The following is a 22,761-nucleotide window of genomic DNA, read 5'->3' as shown; positions in this document are numbered from 1 at the left end:
GCGAGGACGCATGAACAGCAAGCGCGCGACATCGGTGAACGCCGTCAACCGGGGAGACCCGCTCTGGTACAAAGATGCGGTCATCTACCAACTGCACGTCAAGTCCTTCTTCGATGCAAATAACGACGGAATAGGCGACTTTGCGGGGCTGCTGGCCAAGCTCGATTACATTGCCGAATTGGGCGTGGACACGATCTGGCTCTTGCCGTTCTATCCCTCGCCGCGCCGTGATGATGGATACGACATCGCCGAATATCGCGGCGTGCACCCGGACTACGGTGATCTGTCGGACGTCAGGCGCTTCATTTCGGCAGCACACGACCGAGGCATGCGCGTGATCACCGAACTGGTGGTCAACCATACGTCAGACCAGCACCCGTGGTTTCAGCGGGCCAGGCGCGCCAAGCCCGGCTCGGCGGCACGCAATTTCTATGTCTGGTCGGACAACGACCAGGCCTATGCAGGCACGCGCATCATCTTCCTCGACACCGAGAAATCGAATTGGACCTGGGATCCGGTGGCGGGTGCGTATTTCTGGCACCGGTTCTACTCCCACCAGCCGGACCTGAACTACGACAATCCGCGGGTGCTCAAGGCGATCCTCAGCGTCATGCACTTCTGGCTAGACCTCGGGGTGGACGGGTTGAGGCTGGATGCCGTGCCGTATCTGGTCGAGCGCGAGGGCACGAACAACGAGAACCTCCCCGAGACCCACGCCATCCTGCGCAAGATCAGGCAAGACCTGGATGAGCATTACGAAGGGCGCATGCTGCTCGCCGAAGCCAACCAGTGGCCGGAGGATGCGCAAGAGTATTTCGGCCAGGGGGATGAGTGCCACATGTGCTTCCACTTCCCGCTGATGCCGCGCATGTACATGGCCATCGCGCGGGAGGATAGATTCCCCATCACCGACATCATGCAGCAGACGCCGGATATTCCGCCCAACTGCCAGTGGGCGATTTTCCTGCGCAATCATGACGAACTGACGCTGGAGATGGTCACCAGCAGCGAGCGGGACTATCTGTGGGAAGTTTATGCGGCGGACCCCCGGGCCCGGCTCAACCTCGGAATCCGGCGGCGCCTAGCACCGCTGATGGAGCGGGACCGGCGTCGCATCGAGTTGATGAATAGCCTCCTGCTCACCATGCCCGGCACGCCCGTCATTTACTACGGCGACGAAATCGGCATGGGCGACAACATCCACCTGGGAGACCGCGACGGCGTGCGCACTCCCATGCAATGGTCGGCGGATCGCAACGGCGGCTTCTCCCGGGCAGACCCGGAACGCCTTGTGTTGCCGCCGCTGATGGGCAACCTGTACGGGTACGAGGCCGTCAATGTCGAAGCACAATCGCGCGATGCCCACTCGCTGCTGAACTGGATGCGCCGCATGCTCGGCAAGCGCAGGCAGTATCGGGTGTTCGGCCGCGGAACCCTGCGCTTCTTGTATCCCGGAAACCGCAAGATCCTTGCCTATCTGCGCGAATACGAAGAGACCACCATACTCTGCGTCGCGAATCTTTCACATACGCCCCAAGCGGTTGAGCTCGATCTCGCCGAATTCGAGGGGCGGGTGCCCGTCGAGCTGATGGGCGGGACGTCTTTCCCGGCCATCGGGCGCCTGACGTATCTGCTGACGCTTCCTCCTTACGGATTTTATTGGTTCGAACTGAGCCCGTCGGCCTCGCCGCCAAGCTGGCACCTGGCCACCGCGGACCAGCTGCGGGAGTTCAGGACCTTGGTGCTGCGCGGCAAGACCGGCTACGAGCTGACCGCGGAGTCCCGGCGTACGCTCGAGCAATCGGTCTTGCCCGAATACCTGTCGCTGCGGCGGTGGTTTGCCTCGAAGAACGAGCGCATCGTCTCGGGCCACATCGTCTATGGCGTCAAGCTACCTGCCCAGGACGAGCTTTATCTGACCGAGATCGAAGCCGTGCTGGGCGGCCGGAGCGAGCGCTACGTGGTTCCGCTGGGGCTGATCTGGGAAGAAACGCTGCCGCCGTTGCAGCAGCAGCTGGCGCTGGCCCGGGTGCGCCGCGGTCCCATGGTGGGCATGGTCACCGATGCATTCAGCTTACAGAGCTTCGCCATCGCGGTGATCGACAGCCTGCGCCACGGCGTCGAGCTCGAAGCGCGATCCGCCGGAGACGGCGGTCGTAGCGCGCGCATCCGGTTCCTGCCCGAAGCCGGGCTCGAGGCCGTGACCGTCGATGCGGAGACGCCCATTCAATGGATGTCGGCCGAGCAATCGAACAGCTCCTTGGTGATCGGGACGCACGCTGTCCTGAAAATCGTCAGGCGCGTGACGGCGGGTATCCATCCCGAGAGCGAGATGACCCGTCGACTGACGCAGCTCGGTTTTCGCAATACCGCCGCGCTGTTGGGCGAGGTCGTGCGGGTGGACGAAGACGGCACGCCCCACACCCTGATGCTCGTGCAGCAGTATGTAGACAACCAGGGGGACGCCTGGAACTGGACGCTGGAATACCTGCGCCGCACGCTCGACGATGCGGCGCTGACGGACGAGAGCCTGGAGGATTACGGCAAGGAGTTGCGCGGGTATGCGACGCTCGCGGCCGCCATGGGACGCCGCCTGGCGGAGCTGCATGCCGCGTTGGCCCTTCCGTGCGACGATCCGGCCTTCGCCCCGGCCAGGGCGACCGCGGACGATTGCGCGCGCATGGTGGCCGAGGCACGGCACAGCCTCGATCGCTCGCTCGACATACTGGCGGCGCGACGGGAGTGGGGTGAGTTGTCGGACGAGGTGCGGCTGTTGCTGGATCATCGCCGACGGCTCGAAGCGGCGGTCGATGGGCTGTGCGAGGGCGTAAAGAACGCTCTCCTGACTCGGGTCCATGGCGATTTCCATCTCGGCCAAGTCCTCGTGGCGCAGAACGACGCCTACATCATTGATTTCGAGGGCGAGCCCGCCCGCACCATGGAGGAGAGGCGTCGCAAGAGCCATCCGATGCGAGACGTGGCCGGCCTGCTTCGCTCGTTCGACTACGCGGCCGCGGTGGCGGCGCACGCCCCGGATGCGAGTGCCCCTGCGACGGGGCCGAGCCCCATCGCGGGTCCATCCATCGATACCGTGGCCCAACGACGCAACGCCTTGCTCGACCGGTTCCGCGCAGAAGCTTCAGACGCGTTCCTCGCCACGTACCGAGAGACCGCGGCCGCTGCGCCGCAGCCGTGGATGGATGCGGAAGCGGAGCAGGCCTTGCTGCTGTTGTTCCTGATCGAGAAGGCAGCTTATGAAGTGAGCTACGAAGCGGCCAATCGACCGGCCTGGATAGGCGTACCGCTGCGCGGCCTGGCGGCTTTGGCGCGGCGCTTGGATCCGGAAATTCGGAAGGAAGACGATCTTGACGGACAGTCGTGAACGAGGAATCCTCGCCGAGGACATCGATGCGCTGGCGGCCGGCCAGCATCCGGACCCTTTCGCCGTCCTGGGCCCGCATCCGGTCGGGGAAGCGCTTTGCATCCGAGCTTTCCTACCCGGCGCCGCCTCCGTCGAGGCCGTTTCGGATGCCGGACGCGTGCTGGCCCTGCAGGCGTTGCGCGACGGTGTTTTCGAAGGGCAGGCCGATGCCGGCTTCCTATCCCGCATGACGGGGTACCGATTGCGCATCCAATGGCCGGGAGGCCAGCAGGAGACGGAGGATCCTTACTCCTTCGGCCTGCTCTTGCCCGAAGAGGACCTGGTCCTTCTCAGCCGCGGGTGCCACGAGCGCGCAGACGAATGCCTGGGCAGCCATTGCGTGGAGGTGGACGGCGTGCCGGGCGTGCGCTTTGCAGTCTGGGCGCCCAATGCAAGGCGCGTCTCGGTGGTAGGGAATTTCAATGCCTGGGACGGTCGGCGCCATCCCATGCGGCTGCGCCACGCGGCGGGAGTCTGGGAGCTGTTCGTGCCCCGGCTGCAACATGGGGAGCCATATAAGTACGAACTGGTCGGTGCCGACGGCACTTTGCTGCCGCAAAAGGCTGACCCTTACGCCAGGCAGGCCGAGCCGGCGCCCGCCACGGCGTCCATCGTGGCCGATCCCGAACCCTTCCGATGGACGGATGATGGGTGGATGGCTGGCCGCGCCGGGCGGCACGCGCCCGATGCTCCGATTTCCGTATACGAGGTGCACGTCGGCTCGTGGCTTCGACGCGAGGACGGCAGCACGCTGAATTGGCACGAGCTGTCTGACCGCCTCATCCCGTATGTGCGCGACATGGGATTCACCCATATCGAATTGATGCCGATCATGGAATATCCATTCGGCGGTTCGTGGGGCTACCAACCCCTGGGCCTATTCGCGCCGACGGCGCGTTACGGTTCGCCGCGGGACTTCGCCGCCTTCGTGGATCGTTGCCACGGCGCGGGCCTCGGCGTAATCCTGGATTGGGTACCGGCCCACTTTCCAACAGACGGGCACGGCCTGGCGCGCTTCGATGGCACGGCTTTGTACGAATACGAAGACCCGCGGGAAGGCTTCCACCAGGATTGGAACACCTACATCTACAACCTCGGACGCAATGAAGTACGCAATTTCGTCATGGCGAGCGGCCTGGCCTGGCTGCGGCGCTACCACATAGACGGATTGCGCGTGGATGCGGTCGCTTCCATGCTGTACCGTGACTATAGCCGCGGCGAGGGCGAATGGATCCCGAACTACTATGGGGGGCGGGAGAATCTGGAGTCCATTTCCTTTCTGCGGGAGTTGAATGAACGGGTGCGCCAGCAGGTTCCCGGGGCGATGATGATTGCCGAGGAGTCGACTGCGTGGCCCGGCGTGACGGCGCCGGTGGCCGAGGGTGGGTTGGGTTTCCACTACAAGTGGAACATGGGATGGATGCACGATACGTTGCGCTATCTTCGCGAGGACCCGCTGTATCGGCGCTACCACCACCACGACATGACCTTCGGCTTGGTGTACGCCTATTCCGAAAAATTCATGTTGCCCCTCTCGCACGACGAAGTCGTGCACGGCAAAGGATCGCTGATCGGGAAGATGCCCGGCGATCGCTGGCAGCGTTTCGCCAACCTGCGCGCGTATTTCGGGTTCATGTGGAGCCATCCCGGAAAGAAACTCCTGTTCATGGGGGGCGAGATGGCCCAGGAGCGTGAGTGGAACCACGACCGGCAGCTCGACTGGGACGTGCTCGCCGATCCATTGCATGCCGGCGTGCAGCACCTGGTGCGGGACCTGAATCGCGCGTATGTCGGCCTTCGCGCGTTGCACAAGCGGGACGCCGACCCGGCGGGATTCCGGTGGGTCGTTGGCGACGATGACCGTAACAGCGTTTATGCATTCCTGCGCAGCGACGGCGAGCGGTACGTCCTCGCCGTCTGCAACATGACGCCGGTGCCGCGGCAGGGGTATCAGGTGGGCGTTCCAACGGGCGGATGGTGGAGGGAGGTCGTCAATACCGATGCGGCCGATTACGGCGGTTCCGGCATGGGCAACGGCGGTGGCGCCGAGGCCCGGCATGGCCCGTTTCACGGCCTGCCGCATTCGTTGGTGTTGACGCTGCCGCCGCTCTCGACGCTGTTGCTCGAACCCGAGGGCTAGCGCATGCGGATGCTTGCCGATCGTCTGCTGCCCGGCCGGCCTTATCCGTTGGGTGCGCAATGCGACGGGCTCGGGGTGAATTTCGCCGTTTTCTCAGCCCACGCCACCCGGATAGACCTGTGTTTGTTCGACGAGTCGGGGCGCAGGGAGATCGCGCGCATGCCCCTACCCGAGTGCACTGATGAAGTCTGGCACGGCTATCTGCCGCGCGCTGGTCCCGGCTTGGTCTACGGTTACCGGGCATACGGCCCGTATGAGCCGCAACACGGCCACCGGTTCAATCCACACAAGCTGCTACTGGACCCGTACGCCCGCAAACTGGTCGGTGCCGTGCGCTGGACCGATGCCCTGCACGGTTACCGGAAAGAAGATCGCGGCATGGATCGAAGGGATAGCGCCGCAGCCATGCCCAAGTGCGTCGTGGTGGACGACGCCTTCAATTGGCACGGGGACCAGCGGCCGGAATGGCCCTGGGGGCAGACGGTGATCTACGAGGCGCACGTGCGGGGCCTCTCCATGCTGCGCGAGGACCTGAGGCCGATCGAACGCGGCACCTTCCGGGCCCTCTCCGATCCGGCCTTCATCGATCACTTGTTGACCCTCGGCGTGACCTCGATCGAATTGATGCCCATCCACGCCCACGTCAATGATCGTTTCCTCGTCGAGCGAGGGCTGCGCAATTACTGGGGCTACAGTCCGCTGGGTTTCTTCGCGCCCGAGCCCTCTTATCTGTCGCGCGACCAGTTGGATGAAATCCGCGTCGCAGTGCGCAGTCTCCATGTCGCGGGCATCGAGGTGATTCTGGACGTGGTCTACAACCACACCTGCGAAGCGGGGGAGACGGGCCCGACGCTGTGCTGGCGTGGGCTCGACAATGCCAGTTATTACCGTCTCGTCCCCGGAGACGAGCGCCACTATATCAATGACACCGGCTGCGGTAACACGCTCGACTTGACCCATCCGCGCGTCCTGCAAATGGTGATGGACTCGCTGCGCTACTGGGCCGAGGCGTTCCGCGTGGACGGGTTTCGCTTCGATCTCGGGGTTACGCTGGGGAGGGAAGAGGGCGGTTTTGATCCGGGCGCGGGATTCTTCGACGCCCTGTTGCAGGATCCCGTCCTGTCCCGGCTGAAACTGATTTCCGAACCCTGGGATATCGGGCCCGACGGTTACCACGTCGGCCGCCATCCCCCTGGCCTGGCCGAGTGGAACGATCGCTTCCGCGACGGGGTGCGCCGCTTCTGGCGCGGCGACGAAGGCATGCGGCCGGACTTGGCCACGCGGCTGGCCGGGTCGGCCGATCTTTTCAACCGGCGCCATCGCAAGACTTGGGCGTCTGTGAACTATGTCACCGCGCACGATGGGTTCACGCTCGCCGACCTGGTGAGTTATTCGCACAAGCACAACGAGGCGAACGGGGAAGACGGGCGGGACGGCCACAACGAGAACTACAGCAGCAATTGGGGCGTAGAAGGGCCAACCTCCGATCCGGACATCCTGGCGACTCGGGCAGCGGTGGCGCGCGCCATGCTGGCGACTTTGTTTTGCTCTCACGGCACGCCGATGCTGCTTGCGGGAGATGAGTTCGGACGCACGCAGTTCGGCAACAACAATGCCTACTGCCAGGACAACGAGATTTCCTGGCTGGATTGGCGGCAAGCCAATTCGGAAGAAGGACGGGCGCTGATTGCTTTCGTATCGAGGCTGGCCGCCCTGCGGCACGAGTACGCATCATTGCGCCATGAGCGCTTCATGGTGAACGACCATTTCGTCGCGGAAGGGCTGCCTGAGATTGCCTGGTTTGATGAGCTGGGCGAGCCTATTTGGGACGACGCTTGGAACGATCCGCAGCGCCGCACGCTCGGCTTGCGCCGGGCAGTGAGGCAAGGCGACGAGCTTGAAGTGACGCTATTCCTTGTCAACGGACACGGATACGCCGTGACTTTCGTGCTACCCCCCTCATCGGTACCCTGGCGCGTGCTGATTGACACTGCCCGGCCGGAGGAGCCGGAGTCGGTCCTGTCTAGTCCGTCCCTCGAACTCGAACCACGCAGCGCGGTATTGCTGGGATGCAGGATGAGGACACCATGAAGAAGCCCTTGCTTGCCGAAAAGTTTGGTGCGCGCTTGACCCGACCCGGTCGCACGCGCTTCAGGATTTGGGCGCCCGGCCGCATGCAGGCATGCGTGGAGCTCGAGCCGGGACGGCCGGCAGCGAGGGAGTTTCCCATGCAGCCGAAGAAGGATGGCTGGTTCGAGGCCGAAATCGATTGCGGCGCCGGGACGCGTTATCGGTACCGCTTCGAGGACGGATTATCGGTTCCCGACCCCGCCTCGCGGATGCAGGATGGCGACGTGCACGATGCCAGCGTGGTCGTGGATCCCTCCGCCTATCGTTGGCGCAATGCCCGCTGGCGGGGGCGTCCCTGGAGCGAAGCCGTCCTCTACGAGCTGCACGTGGGCGCGCTGGGCGGCTTCGATGCCGTGCGGGCGCAATTGCCGCGTCTTGCCAATCTTGGCATTACGGCGGTCGAACTCATGCCCATTGCCGATTTTCCCGGGGGTAGGAATTGGGGCTACGACGGCGTCTTGCCTTATGCACCGGACCGCGCCTACGGCACGCCGGACGCGCTCAAGGCGCTCATCGACGAGGCGCACGGCCTGGGGCTGATGGTGTTCCTGGACGTGGTCTACAACCACTTCGGCTCCGACGGTAATTACCTGCATGCCTACGCGCCGTCGTTCTTCCGCGAGGACGTGCAAACCCCCTGGGGGCCGGCCATCGATTTCCGCCGCAGGCAGGTGCGGGAATTTTTTACCGGCAATGCCATGTATTGGCTGCATGAATTTCGCTTCGACGGCCTGCGTCTCGATGCGGTACATGCCATCTCGGAGCAGGACTGGCTGGAGGAAATGGCGAGCGAAGTCCGCCAGGCGCTGGACAGCCAGCGCCATGTGCACTTGGTGATCGAACACGACGGCAACGCCGTTTCCTTGCTGGAGCATGAATTCGATGCACAGTGGAATGACGACGGACACCACGTCCTGCATAGGCTGCTGACTGGTGAGAACCAGGGGTATTACCGGGACTATGACGAGCGTCCCGCAGCCTTGCTTGCGAGGTGCATGGCCGAGGGCTTTGTGTACCAGGGCGAGCCGTCCGTGCATCGGGAAGGCCAGCCGCGCGGGCGGCCGTCGGCGCATCTACCTCCGACGAGCTTCGTCTTGTTCTTGCAGAACCATGACCAGATCGGGAACCGTGCTTTCGGCGAGCGCCTGACCCAGCTCATGCGCGAGCGGGGGCGCATGGAGGCGTTGAAGGCCGCCGTCGCGCTGGTGCTGCTTTGCCCGCAGATCCCCTTGATCTTCATGGGCGAGGAATATGGATCCGAGACGCCGTTCCTCTATTTCACCAGCCATGGCCCAGAATTGGCGCAAGCAGTCCGGGAAGGCCGGTGCCAGGAGTTCGCCGGCTTCGAGGCCTTCGCGCAGGACACCGCCGGCGCGAATATTCCCGACCCCAACGATGCCCGGACCTTCGATGCATCATGCGCCGGGTTATGGGAAGACGCGGGCGATTGGTGGGCGTATTACCAGGCGCTCTTGCGTTGCCGCCGGGACGTGCTTATGCCGCAATTGGATGCGGCCCGGGCGCTACACGCCAGCGCGCTGGGATCCCACGCCGTCGAGGCGCGTTGGAGCTTGGGAGATGGGCGCGTGCTTGCCATTCATGCGAACCTCGGGGACGATGCGGTGGTCTGCACCGCCCCGGCCGAATCAGCGCAGCCGCTGTTCGAGAGCCGTGCGGACGTGGCACGCCGCTTGCGGGAAGGGGTGCTCGAAGCGGCCTCTACGGTCGCATGGATGGAGGCAGGATCGCCATGAGTGCGTCCGACGAAGATCTCGAGCGGCTGGCCGAGGCAGCGGGCATCGCCGTGCGCTGGGAGGACGCGATGGGGCAGTCCCATATCGTCTCGCCGGATGTGTTGCGGCGCATGCTCGCGGAGTTCGGGCTGGATGCCGATACGCCTGCGGGCGTCGCGGAGAGCCTCGCGTACCTGGCCAGGGTGGAACGCAGCCAACCGTCTCCGTTGAGAACGGCAGAGCAAGGGCAAGCGTTCGAGCTGCCATGGCCCGGGAACGAGGCGGAAATGCCGTTTCGCATCGAGTTCGAGGGCACAGGGCAGGGATGTGACGGCATTGCGCGCCGTTCGGCTTCGGGTGCGTTTGTCGTTCCTGGCATTGATCGTCCCGGCTACCACACCTTGCTGATCGGTGAAGGTAGCTGCACGATTGCCGTTGCCCCACGGCGCTGCTTTACCGTTTGCGATGCCCTGCATCGCAACGATGTCCGCATCTGGGCCTTGGGAGCCCAGCTTTATAGCCTCCGGCGGGAGTCCGCGGCCATCCAGTCGGGGTTCGGGGATTTCACGGCGTTGGGCAGCCTGGCCGAACGGGCCGCGCAGCAAGGCGCGGCTGCGGTGGCGGTCAGCCCCGTGCATGCGATGTTCAGCGCAGATCCCTGGCGCTATAGCCCTTATGCGCCGTCGAGCCGCTTGTTCCTGAATGTGCTGTGCATCGATCCGGCCGCGATGTTCGGTACGCAGGCGCTGGCGGCGGTGTCGGCCCGGGGCCTGGATCGCGAGCTGTCGCGCCTCGAATCGCTGGATTTGATTGACTGGCCTGCTGCCGCCCAGGCCAAGCTAGGCATCTTGCGCGCCTTGTTCGACGATTTCCCGCGCAACGTCGACGCCAAGGCCTATGAAGACTTCCAGGCATTCCAGCGGCAAGGCGGGGCGCCGCTCGAGGCGCATGCGCGCTTTGAGGCCATCCACGCCTGGCGCGTGGCGGAAACTGGTCTTCGGGCCGGGTGGCGCCATTGGCCGGAGGCGTTCCAGTCGGCGACCAGCGCGGAGGTGGATCGCTTCGCCCAGCATCACAGGCGCGAAGTGACTTTCCACGCATTCTTGCAATGGCTCGCCGCTCGGGGGCTGGCGGGCGCGCAATCGGCGGCGCGGGCCGCAGGCATGCCTATCGGCCTGATCTCCGATCTGGCAGTCGGCACCGACCCCTCGGGGAGCCATGCGTGGACGAGGCAGGAAGAAGTGCTCGCGAGGTTGTCGCCCGGCGCACCACCAGACATCTTCAATCCCAAGGGACAGGACTGGGGCCTGACGGCGTTCTCGCCGCGTGCCCTGCGGGCGAGGGGTTATCGGGCGTTCATTGAGCTGTTGCGCGCGAGCCTGGCTCACGCGGGCGGCGTACGCATCGACCATGCCCTGGGGCTCGCCCGGATGTGGCTGGTCCCGGAAGGGGCATCTCCGGCCGAAGGTGCTTACGTGAGTTATCCCTTCCAGGACCTGATGCGCCTGATCGCTTTGGAGTCGTGGCGCTATCGGGCAATCGTGGTGGGCGAGAACCTGGGTACGGTGCCCGAAGGTTTCAACGCGCGGATCGAAGGCGCAGGCATGCTCGGCATGAACGTGCTCTGGTTCACGCGCGAGGGGCACGGTGCGGGCGCGCCGTTCAGGCAGCCGCAGCACTGGTCGCCTTGCGCGCTCGCCACGACGACCACGCACGATTTGCCTACGGTGGCCGGATGGTGGCAAGGCACGGACATTCGCTGGCGCGAACGATTGGGCCTGCTTGCCGAGCACAGCAATGGGGCCGCCGAAATGGATGCGCGCATCCAGGATCGCGCGCGGCTGTGGCAAGACCTCGGCCTGGCGGGGCTCGCAGCGGCGAATGCGCCCGTGCCCGACCGGGCACCTGTGGCGTCGATTCTCGGCTTTCTTGCCGCGACTCCCGCTCCGTTGATGTTGGTGCCGCTGGAAGACCTGCTCGCGTTGGAAGAGCAGCCCAACCTTCCCGGGACGGTCGATGCTCACCCGAACTGGCGCCGGCGCCTGCCGGTTTCCGTGGAGTCTCTTTTCTCCCGGCCGGACGTGGCGGACCGGGCAGCCGTGCTGGACCGTGCGAGGAGGGCGCCATGACGCATGCCACCGCCTCGAAGGAGGGGGCCTCCACCGTTGCGCCGGGTGTGCCGCGCGCCACGATACGCCTGCAATTCCATGCCGACTTCACCTTCGAATCGGCGCTGGACCAGCTTGATTATTTCGCCCAACTGGGCATTAGCCACGTGTATGCCTCGCCCATCACGAGCGCTCGGCCCGGCTCTCTGCACGGCTACGACACGGTGGACTATGAAACGGTCAACCCCGAATTGGGCGGCGAGGAGGGCCTGCGCCGCTTCGTGGCGGGGCTGCGCGCGCGCGGCATGGGGTTGATCGTCGATGTGGTGCCCAACCACATGGGCGTGAGCCGGCAAAATGCCTGGCTGTGGAGCGTGCTTCGGCTCGGGCGCGCCAGCCCTTATGCCGAATATTTCGACATCGATTGGGAGCCGGCCGATGCGGCATTGTGCGGAAAAATGCTGGCTCCGTATCTCGGCGACCAGTACGGCAACGTGCTGGCGGCTGGCGAGCTCTCATTGGAGTGGGACGAGGCGCGCGGCGAGTATCTCGTCGCCTATTTCGATGCGCGTTTTCCGCTAGCGCCGGAATGTTCGGACGAGATCGCCGCAAATGGGATCGAGGCCTACGATGCTTCGCGGTTAGAGGGTAGGGTTCGGCTGCATGCGCTTCTCGAACGCCAGCATTACCGGCTTGCCTGGTGGCGCAGTGCCGCCGAGGAAATCAATTGGCGGCGCTTTTTCGAGGTCAGCGATCTGATCGGCGTGCGGGTCGAGCGCGAGGACACCCGCGAGGCGATCCATCGGCTGCCCTTCCGGCTTTATGCCGAAGGACTCATCGACGGCGCGCGCGTGGATCACATCGACGGGCTGGCCGATCCCGAGGGATATTGCCGCTATCTGCGCGAAAGCCTGTGCGCCCTCAATGACGGGCGACCTCCCGGATGCCCGAAAGATGTGCCCTACATCGTGGTCGAGAAGATACTTGCGGGGGATGAACACTTACCCGCCTCATGGCGCGTCCACGGCACGACCGGGTATGACTTCATGAACGACGTGGGCGCGCTGCTTCACGATCCGCAAGGTGAGCTTCCCCTCACGGAACTGTGGAAAACGGTTTCCGGCGAGACACGAGGGTTCCGCACGCTGGTCGCGGATGTCCGGCGCAAGTTGCTCGCGCAGAATTTCGCCGGGGAAAGGGAAGCATTGGTCGGCGTGCTTCACCGTATCGCGCGCGCGGATCTCTCGACGCGTGATTGGGGCCTGCCCGCCATTCGCCGCGTGCTGACCGAGCTCTTGGTGCACTTTCCCGTTTATCGGACCTACGTCGGCGCGGCCACGCCGCTGGCTGCCGACGACGTGGCCATGAGAGTCGCGTGCAAGGGAGCCCGCAGTAGCTTGCGCCCGGCTGATTTCGGCCTGCTGGATTTACTGGTGCAGTGGCTGGGGCAAACTCCCGATCCCATGACGGCGCCGGCGCTGCGTGCCTGGCGTTTGCAGGCGATACGGCGCTTCCAGCAACTGACTGCGCCGTTGGCGGCCAAGTCCGTCGAGGACACCGGGTTTTATCGCTACGGTCGCCTGCTGTCGCGCAACGAGGTAGGCGGCGATCCAGGCATGTTTTCACTCGATCCGGAGGGGTTCCACCGCAAGGTCCTCGCGCGCGCGTCGCGGCTGCCTGACGCGATGCTGGCGACGGCAACGCATGATCACAAGCGCGGCGAGGATGCGCGTGCGCGCTTGGCCGTCCTGACCGAATTGCCGGAGGAGTGGCGCAGGGTGGTGGAAGCATGGATGCGCCGGCATGAGGCCCTCAAGCCGAAGGAGGGGTTAAGGCCCGCGCCGGCGGACGAATACATGCTGTACCAGACACTGTTCAGCGCTTGGCCTCTCGATTTGTCACTCAGCGACGAAGCTGGCGTGCGGGCGTTCGCGGACCGCGTGGCGGCATGGCAGACCAAGTCCCTGCGCGAGGCCAAGCTGCGTTCGAGCTGGGTGGCGCCTGCTGACGAATACGAACAGGTGTGCGAAGCCTTCTTGCGCACCGTGCTGGACCCACGCCGCAACGGCCGCACACTTCTGGAGTTGTCGGCCTTCGTGGCGCGCGCGGGGGCGGCGGGCGCGCTGAACGGCCTGGTCCAGGCCTTATTGCGATTGACCGTGCCGGGCGTGCCGGACCTATACCAGGGCACGGAATTCTGGGATTTCAGCCTCGTCGACCCGGACAACCGCAGGCCGGTGGACTATGCGCAGCGTCGCGCCGCGCTGCAGGCCGGCCACGACGATGCGGCCCTGGTCGCCCGCTGGCGCGACGGAGGCATCAAATTCGAGTTGATACGTCGCGCATTGGCGTTGCGGCGCCGAGACCCCGAGCTTTTCCGCCGCGGGGATTACCTGCCGCTCCCGGCACGCGGCGAGGCCGAGGATTCGATATTGGCCTTCGCCCGCCGCCATGAGGACAGGATCGCGCTCATCGTGGTGCCGCGATGCGCTGCAGCGCTCGTGCTCGCGTCCGGGGGCGCTTCGCCCGTGCCGCATGTCGCACCGCAGGCCTGGGGCGCGACCGAGGTGGACGTGTCCGGCGTGATCTCCCAAGGCATGCTGCGCAACGCGCTCACAGGCGGGGAATGCCAGGTCGAGGGCGGCGCGGTCCGGCTCGCCGAGGCCCTGGCCGACTTCCCGGTCGCTTTGCTGCACGCCTGACGCGACGAGCGCCAGGCGCCTTTCTTTTCTCCCTCTTTGCGCTCCTGTTGCACGGGCGCCTCCCGCCACTGAGCCGGAACCTCTAAACTTGCGCTGCCTCGAGTGGGCGAAATCGAATAAATAAAGAGAGGGAGTGATCTATGGCGGATTCTTATTTCCCGGCTTGGCGCGAGCAGGCCGGCGGCGTGCAGCAGGGGCAGGTCATCGCACCCGATGAGCGATTGCCATGGCCCCAGATGCTGGCCATGGGCGTACAGCATGTGGTCGCCATGTTCGGGTCCACCGTACTGGCGCCCCTCCTGATGGGCTTCGATCCGAACCTGGCGATTTTCATGTCTGGCATCGGGACGCTGCTCTTTTTCCTAGTCGTCGGAGGCAGGGTCCCGAGCTACCTGGGGTCGAGCTTTGCATTCATCGGCCTGGTCATTGCCGTGACCGGCTACGGCGGGAGCGGCTTGAACGGAAACATTGCCGTGGCGCTGGGGGGCATTATCGCGTGCGGCGTGGTGTATGCCTTGATCGGGCTGATCGTGATGGCCGTGGGCACCGGCTGGATCGAGCGGCTCATGCCGCCCGTCGTCACGGGCGCCGTGGTGGCGGTCATTGGGTTGAACCTGGCCCCCATTGCCGTCAAAGGCGTGTCCACCAACGGCTTCGACGGCTGGATGGCACTCGCAACGGTGCTGTGCGTGGGAGGCGTGGCCGTCTTCACCCGGGGCATGTTGCAACGCCTGCTGATTCTCATCGGCCTGTTGCTGGCCTATGCGCTGTACGCGGTGCTGACGAATGGCATGGGGTTGGGCAAGCCGATTGATTTCACGCCCGTGGCGCAAGCCGCATGGTTTGGATTGCCCACATTCACCGCGCCGGTTTTCCAGCTCGACGCGATGGTGCTCATCGCCCCGGTCGCCGTGATTCTCGTGGCCGAGAACCTGGGGCACCTCAAGGCTGTCGGCGCAATGACCGGCCGGAACCTGGATCCATACGTCGGCCGCGCATTCGTCGGCGACGGCTTGGCCACCATGTTGTCGGGCAGCGTCGGGGGGACAGGCTTGACCACCTATGCCGAAAACATCGGCGTCATGGCGGTCACGCGCATTTATTCGACGCTGGTATTCGTCATCGCTGCGCTGTTTGCCATCCTGCTTGGATTTTCGCCCAAGTTCGGGGCCGTGATCCTAACCATTCCCTCGGCCGTGCTCGGGGGCGTCTCCATCGTCGTGTTCGGGTTGATCGCAATCGCGGGGGCACGCATCTGGGTGGAAAACCGGGTCGATTTCTCCGACAACCGGAACCTGATCGTGGCGGCGGTGACCTTGGTGCTGGGGGCGGGCGACTTCACGCTGCACTTCGGCGGATTCGCGCTCGGCGGCATTGGGACGGCCACCTTCGGGGCGATCTTGCTCAATGCCTTGTTGGCGGGGCGGCGCCAGGCATGAGTTGGGGCCGGCCCGGGGGGCCGGCCGATCGGGTCACGAGGCGGGCAACCTGGCCTCCCAGCGTCCGCCTTGCCGGTAAAACTCGTAGCGATGTTTGCCTTCGCGGCGGTTACCCCTCACGTCGGCGCTGGTCGTGACGTCGCACGTTACGCCCTGCCCCGCGGCGGTGCAGTTTTCCACGGACTTGACCTCCAACGAGCGGGCCATGTTGGTCGCGGAAGGAGCGTCGAAACCCTGTTGGTTGTTCATCGCCTGGATTTCACGCTGCATGGCATTCTGCAATGCCTGGGTAGCCTGTTCCCGGGTTGGGACTTCCTGCGCGTAGACGGCGGCGCAACAGCCGGCCAGCCCGAGGGCCAAGACGAGCTTCTTCATTGCATACTCCTCAGTAGACAGCTACGTCTTTCAATCTAGTCGGCTTGGTGCCCCGCGTTTGTAATGTTTTACGTGGAATCTTGTCGTTTGGTAATGCTCACCAGGCCGCAACCCCGCCATCGCTGCGCGGATCGGCGCCACCCTCGAGCGTACCGTCGGGATGCCGCAGTATCGCTCCCGCATGCCCCATGGTTTCGTCGTAGGGGCGCAGGATTTCCACCTCATGGCCGCGGGAGCGCAGCGCTTCGGCCACGGAGGGTGCGAAGCGCGACTCCAGCTTGAGCGTGTCCGAGGTCTGGCCCCAGGTGCGGCCGAGCAGCCAGCGCGGCGCAGCCACTGCTGCCTGCGGGTCCATGCCGAACTGCACGATGCGCGTGAATACGGCGCTTTGCGTCTGCGGCTGGCCGTCGCCGCCCATATTGCCGTAGACCAGCGTGCGCCCGTCGTCCAGCTGCGCCATGGCGGGGTTGAGGGTATGGAAAGGCTTGCGGCCGGGCATGAGCGGATTGCGGCTGCGCGGGTCGAGCGAGAAACTACAGCCCCGGTTTTGCCAGTTGATGCCCGATTCCGCCAGGACGACCCCGCTGCCGAATTCGTGATAAATGCTTTGGATGAAGCTGACCGCCACGCCTTGCGGGTCCACGACGCCCATCCAGATCGTGTCGGCTGGCCCCCTGCCTTTGCCCCAAAGTGCGGCGCGCGACGGAGAAATCTCCCGCGCCATGGCGTCGAGCCGCTCCGGTTCCAGTAGTGCCTGAGGATCCACGTCCATGTACGCCGGATCGGTGATGTGGCTATCGCGGACCCTGAAGGCGAGCTTCGTCGCCTCGACGCAAAGATGCACGTAGTCTGCCCCGAAGGGGTCGGCCGAGCCATCCAGCACGCGATCGAGCTGCCCAAGTATCAGCAGCGACACCAGGCCCTGGGTGGGGGGCGGGACGTTGTAGACCTTGCCCTGGGAGTGATGTAGCACCAGGGCTTTTTTCCACACGGGCCGATGCCGTTCCAGGTCGGCCGCGGCGAGGGGGCTGCCCACGGCCGCGAGATCCCGCGCGATGACCCGGGCGAGGTCGCCCCGGTAGAAATCCTCCAGGCCCGCGCTGGCGAGCTGCTCGAGCGTGGCGGCGAGCCTCGGTTGGCGGAATAGGGCGCCGGGTGCGGGTGGCCCTCCGTTGTCGAGGAAGGTTTCCGCAAAGCCCGGGATGGAGCGCAGTTCTTCCAGTTTCGCGGCCGTGCAGGCGGCTTGGCTGGTCGTGACCGGCATGCCGTGCCGGGCGTAGGCGATGGCGTCTTCCAGCAGCCGCTCCAGCGGAAGACGCCCGCCCAGGTGTTCGCGGGACCAATCGTAGGCGGCGCTCCAGCCTGACACCGTGCCGGCAACCGTGTTGGCCGCGAGCCCGCCGCGGAAGGGAATCGCGTCCAGCCCCTGGCGCCGGTAGCCGTCGATGTCGGCAGCTGCCGCCGCTGCGCCGCAGGCCTCGAGCGCAGCCGGGGGATGCCCCGGACGGCTCACCAGCCAGAAACCATCCCCGCCTATGCTGTTCATGTGGGGGTAGACAACGGCGATGGTGGCGGCGGCCGCGATCATCGCTTCGACGGCATTGCCGCCCTCACGCATGATTGCCAGCGCGCTCTGCGAGGCGAGCGCGTGCGGGGCGACCGCCATGGCATGACGGCCTCGGACGGGGGCGGGCGTGAACGGAGAGGCTGGCATAGGAGCTTCCCATCGTGCGGAAAGCCTAATTGTGGCCCAGACTCGGCGCGCGGTCATGTCCCGGCTGGGCATCGGTGCCGCGCGGTATGCTGTAGGGCATATCCGGGAGCGTGATCGATGTCACGTCAGGGAATTCCGGTTCCGGAACCTCCCGTCCTTATAATGTGCCGCCGTGCGGCGTACGCGAGTTTGGCCGCAGTTGGGATATAAACATGCCCATTGGTGCGCACTTGGTGCCGCCGCGCGAATTCAAGGATATCCGTGAGTGATCTGTTAGACAGCCGCCTGGCGTTGCTCGATCAGCCCGCGCACCGAGAGGTGCTTGGCCGCCGACTGCATGGCATAGAAAAAGAAAGCCTGCGGGTGGATGGCGAGGGGCGCCTGGCGTTGACGCCACATCCTGCCGGCCTCGGGGCCGCCCTGACGCATTCCAGCATTACGACCGATTATTCCGAAGCCCTGCTCGAGCTGATCACGGCACCCCATACCGGCCACGAGCCGCTGCTGGAGGAACTGCGCGACATTCATCGGTTCGTCTATGGCGAAATCGGCAGTGAAGTGCTGTGGAACCAGTCCATGCCGTGCGGGCTGCCCCCTGAAAAGGACATACCGATCGCATGGTTCGGTTCGTCCAATATCGGCATGCTCAAGCATGTGTATCGGCGGGGGTTGGCGTACCGCTATGGCAAGGCCATGCAGTGCATCGCCGGCATTCATTACAACTTTTCGTTCGACGAGGCATTCTGGCCACTGGTCCCCGAGGCGGGCGAACCGCCCGACATGTCGCGCCAGGACCGGCAATCGGCGCGGTATGTCGCGCTGATACGCAACTTCAACCGATACAGCTGGCTGCTGATGTACCTGTTCGGCGCCTCCCCCGCGCTGTCCGAGGATTTTCTGCAAGGGCGGCCCCACGAGCTCGAACGCCTCGACGAGCGCACCCTTTACCTGCCGTATGCCACCAGCCTGCGCATGAGCGATCTTGGCTACCAGAACAAGGCGCAGGCGGGCTTGAAGCCTTGCTATAACGATTTGCCCACTTATCTTGCGCGTTTGTACGAGGCCGTCAGCACGCCCTGGCCGGAATACGAGAAATTCGGGACTATCCGCGACGGGGAATGGGTACAGCTCAATACCAACATTCTCCAGATCGAGAATGAATACTATTCGAGCATCCGGCCCAAGCGCGTCGCCCGCACGGGCGAGCGGCCGCTGCGCGCGCTCGCCGAGCGGGGAGTGCAGTACGTCGAAGTACGCTGCATGGACATCGATCCTTTCCTGCCCGTGGGCATAGACGAAACCACCAGCCGGTTCTTGGACGCGTTCCTGTTGTACTGCGCCCTGGAAGACAGTCCGTTGTTCCCCGAAGGCGGGCACTGCTCGCGCAGCGCCAATAATTTCCTCACGGTGGTCAAGCGCGGCCGCGAGCCGGGCTTGCAGCTGAATCGCGATGGCAAGCCCATCGCGCTCAAGACTTGGGCGATGGAATTGCTCGACCGGATCACCGCCTGTGCCGCGCTGCTGGACCGCGTCCATGGCGAGACAGGTTATTCGGCGTCGATCGCGCCGCAGCGGGCGAAGGTGGAGGCGCCGGAGCTGACCCCTTCGGCGCGGGTGCTCGAGGCCTTGCGTTCGAGCGGCATGACGTTCCAGGCTTTCATGTTCGAGCTCAGCCGGCGCCATGCCGAATATTTCCGCGGCAATCCCTGTTCCGGGGAGTTGCTTGCGAAGTTCCGGCGCCTCGCGGAGCAGTCGCATGCGGAACAGCAAGCGCTGGAGAGGGAGCAGACAGGCGATTTCGCCGAATTCGTCGCCGCGTACCAGGCAGGCCTTTCGCTCGGCACGGTGGACTAACCCGGGAAGGCGCCGCCCATGCACATTGTTTTTACCGTCCTTGTGTTGTTGTTGGCGGTGGCGATGTCCGGGGTGGCCTCCAAGATGTCGCCGGTGCGCCTGCCCTTGCCGCTGTTCCAGATTGCGATCGGCGCGCTGCTGGCGGCCCCCGTCTTTGGCCTGAAGGTCAGCTTCGACCCCGAACTGTTCCTGTTGCTTTTTATTCCGCCGCTCCTGTTCGTCGACGGCTGGCGCATCCCCAAGCGCCAGCTGTACCAGCTGCGCGGGCCCATCCTTGCGCTGGCCTTGGGCCTGGTGCTGTTCACGGTGGTCTGCGTCGGGTACTTCATCCATTGGCTGATTCCGGCCATCTCGCTGCCGGTCGCCTTTGCACTGGGAGCAGTGCTTTCCCCCACTGACGCGGTGGCGGTGTCGGCCATCGTTGGCAAGAACCGGCTACCGCCCAAGCTGCAGCACGTGCTCGAAGGCGAAAGCCTGTTGAACGACGCCTCCGGCCTCGTGGCCTTCAAGTTCGCGATCGCGGCCGTGCTCACCGGCTCGTTCTCGCTCTGGGAGGCCAGCCTGAGCTTCGTCGTCATCGCCGTGGGTGGCCTCGCGGTGGGTGCTGCGCTCGCCTGGCTGCTCAGCCTGGGGCGCAAGCTGGTCGCCCAATGGACGGACGACGAACCCGCCATCCAGGTCGTGCTGTTGATGCTGACACCATTTGCCGCCTACCTGGTGGCCGAGCACATTGGCGTGTCCGGCATATTGTCCGCCGTGGCGGCGGGCATCGCCATGACCTATACCGATTCGGGGCCGGGCTCCTCCGCCATGCGGCTGCAGAGCAACAGCGTCTGGTCCATGCTCGAATTCGTCTTCAACGGCATGACCTTCATCCTGCTGGGCCTGCAGCTCCCCAGCGTCATCGGCTTGGCGCGGGCCGATGCGCAACAGGCCGGCGACGTGCCGGTCTGGCATCTGTTCGCCTACGTGGCGGCCATCACGCTCGTTCTCATCCTGCTGCGCTTCTTGTGGGTTTGGCTGGCCTATCACCTAAAGAGCTTCAAGTTGCTGTTGCAAGGGTCGACGGTCAAGCCGGTCAATACCTGGGTGCTGCTGGTGACCTCGCTGTCCGGCGTGCGGGGATCGATCACGATGGCCGGCGTGCTGACCGTGCCGCTGGAGATCGCGGCCGGCACCCCGTTTCCCGGGCGTGACCTGCTGATCTTCCTGGCGACGGGGGTGATCCTGTGTTCGCTGCTGCTCGGCAGCATCTTGCTGCCCCTGGTGCTGCCCAGAGTGCCCTCGCCGGTCGAAAGCATGCGGGAACGGGAGGAGCGCGCCGCCAGGCTGCGGCTTGCCCAAGCCGCGTTGGAAGGCCTGGAGCGGGCCCAGAACCGCATGCGCGATGGCTTGGACGACGATGCCGAGGCGGTGTTGACCGAGGTTAGCGCGGGCCTGGCCAAGATCTTCCGCAATCGCATCGATGCCGAGAGCGATACGCGCGAAGTCGCCGCGCGGGCCGACTTGCACCGCAATTTCGAACGGGATCTGCGCATGGCGGCGATTTACTCCCAGCGCGCCGAGCTGCGTCGAATGCGGGACAGCCGCGAGATCGACGACGACGTGTATCTCTCGCTGCTCCGGGACGTGGATCTAGCGGAGAGCTGGCTGACGGGCTCGCTGGTCAGCAAGCGCAATCCGATGCACTAGAGCATGGGGGAGAACAGGCGCGCAAAGGAGTCGAACAACCTGCGGGCGAACGTCGTTTTCCGGTCCTTGGTGACTCGGGCGGCGTGGCGCAGGTCTAGTTCGAATTGCCGGCCCAGCTGGCGTGCCATCGCCTCGCCATAGACGAGGGCGGTGACTTCGAAGTTCAGTTCGAAGCTACGCTGGTCGAAGTTGGCGGTGCCGATGAAGGAATACGTATCGTCGACCAGCAGCGTCTTGGAGTGGAGCATCCGATCACGGTATTCCCAAATCTTGACGCCCGCTTCGAGCAGTTCATCGAAATAAGATCGGGCGGCTGCGGTAACCACCAGGGAGTCGCTGCGTTGGGGTACCAGCAGGCGCACGTCCACGCCTTTCTGCGCGGCAGTGACCAGGCTTAGCAGCGCCGGCTCGCTGGGTACGAAATAAGCCGTGGTCAGCCACACCCGCTCGGTGGCGGCGTGGATGGCGGCGATTTGCGTGCGGTGGATGGCTTGGCGCGGATCGTCAGGGCCCGAGGTGAGTATCTGGACATAATGTTCGCCCGCTGGCATGTCGGGCAGGAGCGCGTCCAAGTCGCGCTCCTCGGTCCTTTGGTGGGTGGCGTAGGCCCAGTCTTCGAGGAAGGTCATCTGCAGCCAGCGCACGGCACCGCCTTCGATGCGCAGGTGCACGTCGTGGTAGGCGTCCGGGCGAATGCGTTCGTCCTCGTCGTCGGTGACGTTCAGCCCGCCGGTGAATCCCAGCTTGCCGTCGCAGATGAGGATCTTGCGGTGATTGCGGTAATTCGTGACCGGCCGCAGGCGGCGGCCGATGCGGATATTGTGGAAAAAGCCGATCTGGACGCCCGCCTCGCGCAGCGGGGTCAGAAATCTTCGACTCAGCGCGTCGGACCCGAGCGCGTCGACCAGCAGGCGGACGGTCACCCCTTCGCGTGCCTTGCGCACGAGGAGGTCGCGGATGAGGGTGCCGATGCGGTCGGGGTCGAAAATGTAGAACTCGACGTGGATGTGATGACGGGCCGCAGAGATCGCCTCGACGAACGCGTCATAAGTTTGCGCACCGCCGACGAGCAGCTGCACGTTGGTGGCCGAGGAGGGCGGAATGTCGCAGGTGGCGCGGCCCAGCGCGGCGATGCGCGCCACCGCCGCAGGGGCTTCGTACTGTTGTTCGCGCAAGAACGCACGCTCGGTCTGGCTGGCGATCAGCAGGCGGGTCCGCAGTCGCTTGATGCGGCGCCGCTTCAAGCGTTGGGGGCCAAGAAAATAGTAGACCGCATAGCCCACGTAGGGCATGAATGCCAGCACCAGGATCCATAGCACGGTAGACAGGGGCGATCGCCGCTGCCAGACGATCCAGACGGTGACGCTGCCGATGTAGAGCGCCCAAGCCACGGACCAGGCATTGACCAAGTGGTGGTGGATCTCGGCAGTGGCCATCGCGCCTATAACGGAAT

At 64.9% G+C, this 22,761-nt stretch carries 12 protein-coding genes; 9 read left to right on the top strand and 3 right to left on the bottom strand.

The features are described 5' to 3' along the window. The first annotated feature begins 10 nt into the window (after positions 1-10). The 7 genes from treS (at position 11) to IRZ12_RS00540 (ending at position 15,673) form a co-directional block, all read left to right on the top strand. On the top strand, positions 11-3,382 hold the full coding sequence (gene treS / locus IRZ12_RS00570) for a maltose alpha-D-glucosyltransferase (RefSeq protein ID WP_296462955.1): 3,372 nt from the start codon (positions 11-13) through the stop codon (positions 3,380-3,382). Continuing rightward, positions 3,366-5,561 (top strand): 1,4-alpha-glucan branching protein GlgB, encoded by a 2,196-nt coding sequence (glgB, locus tag IRZ12_RS00565; protein ID WP_296462950.1) that lies wholly within the window; start codon positions 3,366-3,368, stop codon positions 5,559-5,561. Before treS ends, glgB begins: the two co-directional genes overlap by 17 nt. 3 nt (positions 5,562-5,564) lie before the next feature. Then, positions 5,565-7,652 (top strand): glycogen debranching protein GlgX, encoded by a 2,088-nt coding sequence (glgX, locus tag IRZ12_RS00560; RefSeq protein WP_296462947.1) that lies wholly within the window; start codon positions 5,565-5,567, stop codon positions 7,650-7,652. Next, on the top strand, positions 7,649-9,445 hold the full coding sequence (gene treZ / locus IRZ12_RS00555) for a malto-oligosyltrehalose trehalohydrolase (protein WP_296462945.1): 1,797 nt from the start codon (positions 7,649-7,651) through the stop codon (positions 9,443-9,445). Before glgX ends, treZ begins: the two co-directional genes overlap by 4 nt. Then, positions 9,442-11,553, top strand: a complete 2,112-nt coding sequence (gene malQ, locus IRZ12_RS00550) for a 4-alpha-glucanotransferase (protein WP_296462941.1) — start codon at positions 9,442-9,444, stop codon at positions 11,551-11,553. Before treZ ends, malQ begins: the two co-directional genes overlap by 4 nt. Further along, positions 11,550-14,234 (top strand): malto-oligosyltrehalose synthase, encoded by a 2,685-nt coding sequence (treY, locus tag IRZ12_RS00545; protein ID WP_296462937.1) that lies wholly within the window; start codon positions 11,550-11,552, stop codon positions 14,232-14,234. The genes malQ and treY overlap by 4 nt, the downstream gene beginning before the upstream one ends. A 140-nt stretch (positions 14,235-14,374) precedes the next feature. Further along, on the top strand, positions 14,375-15,673 hold the full coding sequence (locus IRZ12_RS00540) for a solute carrier family 23 protein (protein WP_296462934.1): 1,299 nt from the start codon (positions 14,375-14,377) through the stop codon (positions 15,671-15,673). Between the two features lie 33 nt (positions 15,674-15,706). Here the strand turns inward: IRZ12_RS00540 and IRZ12_RS00535 are convergent, their stop codons facing one another. After that, the gene (locus IRZ12_RS00535) at positions 15,707-16,048 is read right to left on the bottom strand and encodes a hypothetical protein (protein WP_296462931.1); all 342 of its coding nucleotides are present in this window, start codon (positions 16,046-16,048) and stop codon (positions 15,707-15,709) included. Between the two features lie 97 nt (positions 16,049-16,145). After that, positions 16,146-17,714, bottom strand: coding sequence for a gamma-glutamyltransferase family protein (locus IRZ12_RS00530; protein ID WP_296463010.1), 1,569 nt, complete (start codon positions 17,712-17,714; stop codon positions 16,146-16,148). A 309-nt stretch (positions 17,715-18,023) separates the two neighbouring features. Between IRZ12_RS00530 and gshA the strand changes: the two genes are divergently transcribed. Both gshA and IRZ12_RS00520 read left to right on the top strand, forming a co-directional pair. Beyond that, entirely contained in the window at positions 18,024-19,616 is a 1,593-nt protein-coding gene (gene gshA, locus IRZ12_RS00525) for a glutamate--cysteine ligase (RefSeq protein ID WP_296462928.1), read from the top strand. 18 nt (positions 19,617-19,634) lie between these two features. Continuing rightward, positions 19,635-21,308, top strand: coding sequence for a Na+/H+ antiporter (locus tag IRZ12_RS00520; RefSeq protein ID WP_296462925.1), 1,674 nt, complete (start codon positions 19,635-19,637; stop codon positions 21,306-21,308). Here IRZ12_RS00520 and cls read toward each other — a convergent pair. Beyond that, a complete protein-coding gene (cls, locus tag IRZ12_RS00515; protein WP_296463007.1) occupies positions 21,305-22,744 on the bottom strand; it encodes a cardiolipin synthase in 1,440 nt (479 codons plus the stop codon). The genes IRZ12_RS00520 and cls overlap by 4 nt on opposite strands. Positions 22,745-22,761: the final 17 nt, after the last annotated feature.

This window comes from Pigmentiphaga sp. (assembly GCF_019689535.1).
GTDB lineage: Bacteria > Pseudomonadota > Gammaproteobacteria > Burkholderiales > Burkholderiaceae_B > Pigmentiphaga.
The sequence above is the reverse complement of the archived record's forward strand: the minus strand, read 5'-3'. Positions and strand labels throughout refer to the sequence as shown.

Coding starts and splice junctions, on each gene's coding strand:
- treS (WP_296462955.1), top strand. CDS start 11: ATGAACAGCAAGCGCGCGACATCGGTGAACGCCGTCAACCGGGGAGAC.
- glgX (WP_296462947.1), top strand. CDS start 5,565: ATGCGGATGCTTGCCGATCGTCTGCTGCCCGGCCGGCCTTATCCGTTG.
- treZ (WP_296462945.1), top strand. CDS start 7,649: ATGAAGAAGCCCTTGCTTGCCGAAAAGTTTGGTGCGCGCTTGACCCGA.
- malQ (WP_296462941.1), top strand. CDS start 9,442: ATGAGTGCGTCCGACGAAGATCTCGAGCGGCTGGCCGAGGCAGCGGGC.
- treY (WP_296462937.1), top strand. CDS start 11,550: ATGACGCATGCCACCGCCTCGAAGGAGGGGGCCTCCACCGTTGCGCCG.
- IRZ12_RS00540 (WP_296462934.1), top strand. CDS start 14,375: ATGGCGGATTCTTATTTCCCGGCTTGGCGCGAGCAGGCCGGCGGCGTG.
- IRZ12_RS00535 (WP_296462931.1), bottom strand. CDS start 16,048: ATGAAGAAGCTCGTCTTGGCCCTCGGGCTGGCCGGCTGTTGCGCCGCC.
- IRZ12_RS00530 (WP_296463010.1), bottom strand. CDS start 17,714: ATGGCGGTCGCCCCGCACGCGCTCGCCTCGCAGAGCGCGCTGGCAATC.
- IRZ12_RS00520 (WP_296462925.1), top strand. CDS start 19,635: ATGCACATTGTTTTTACCGTCCTTGTGTTGTTGTTGGCGGTGGCGATG.
- cls (WP_296463007.1), bottom strand. CDS start 22,744: ATGGCCACTGCCGAGATCCACCACCACTTGGTCAATGCCTGGTCCGTG.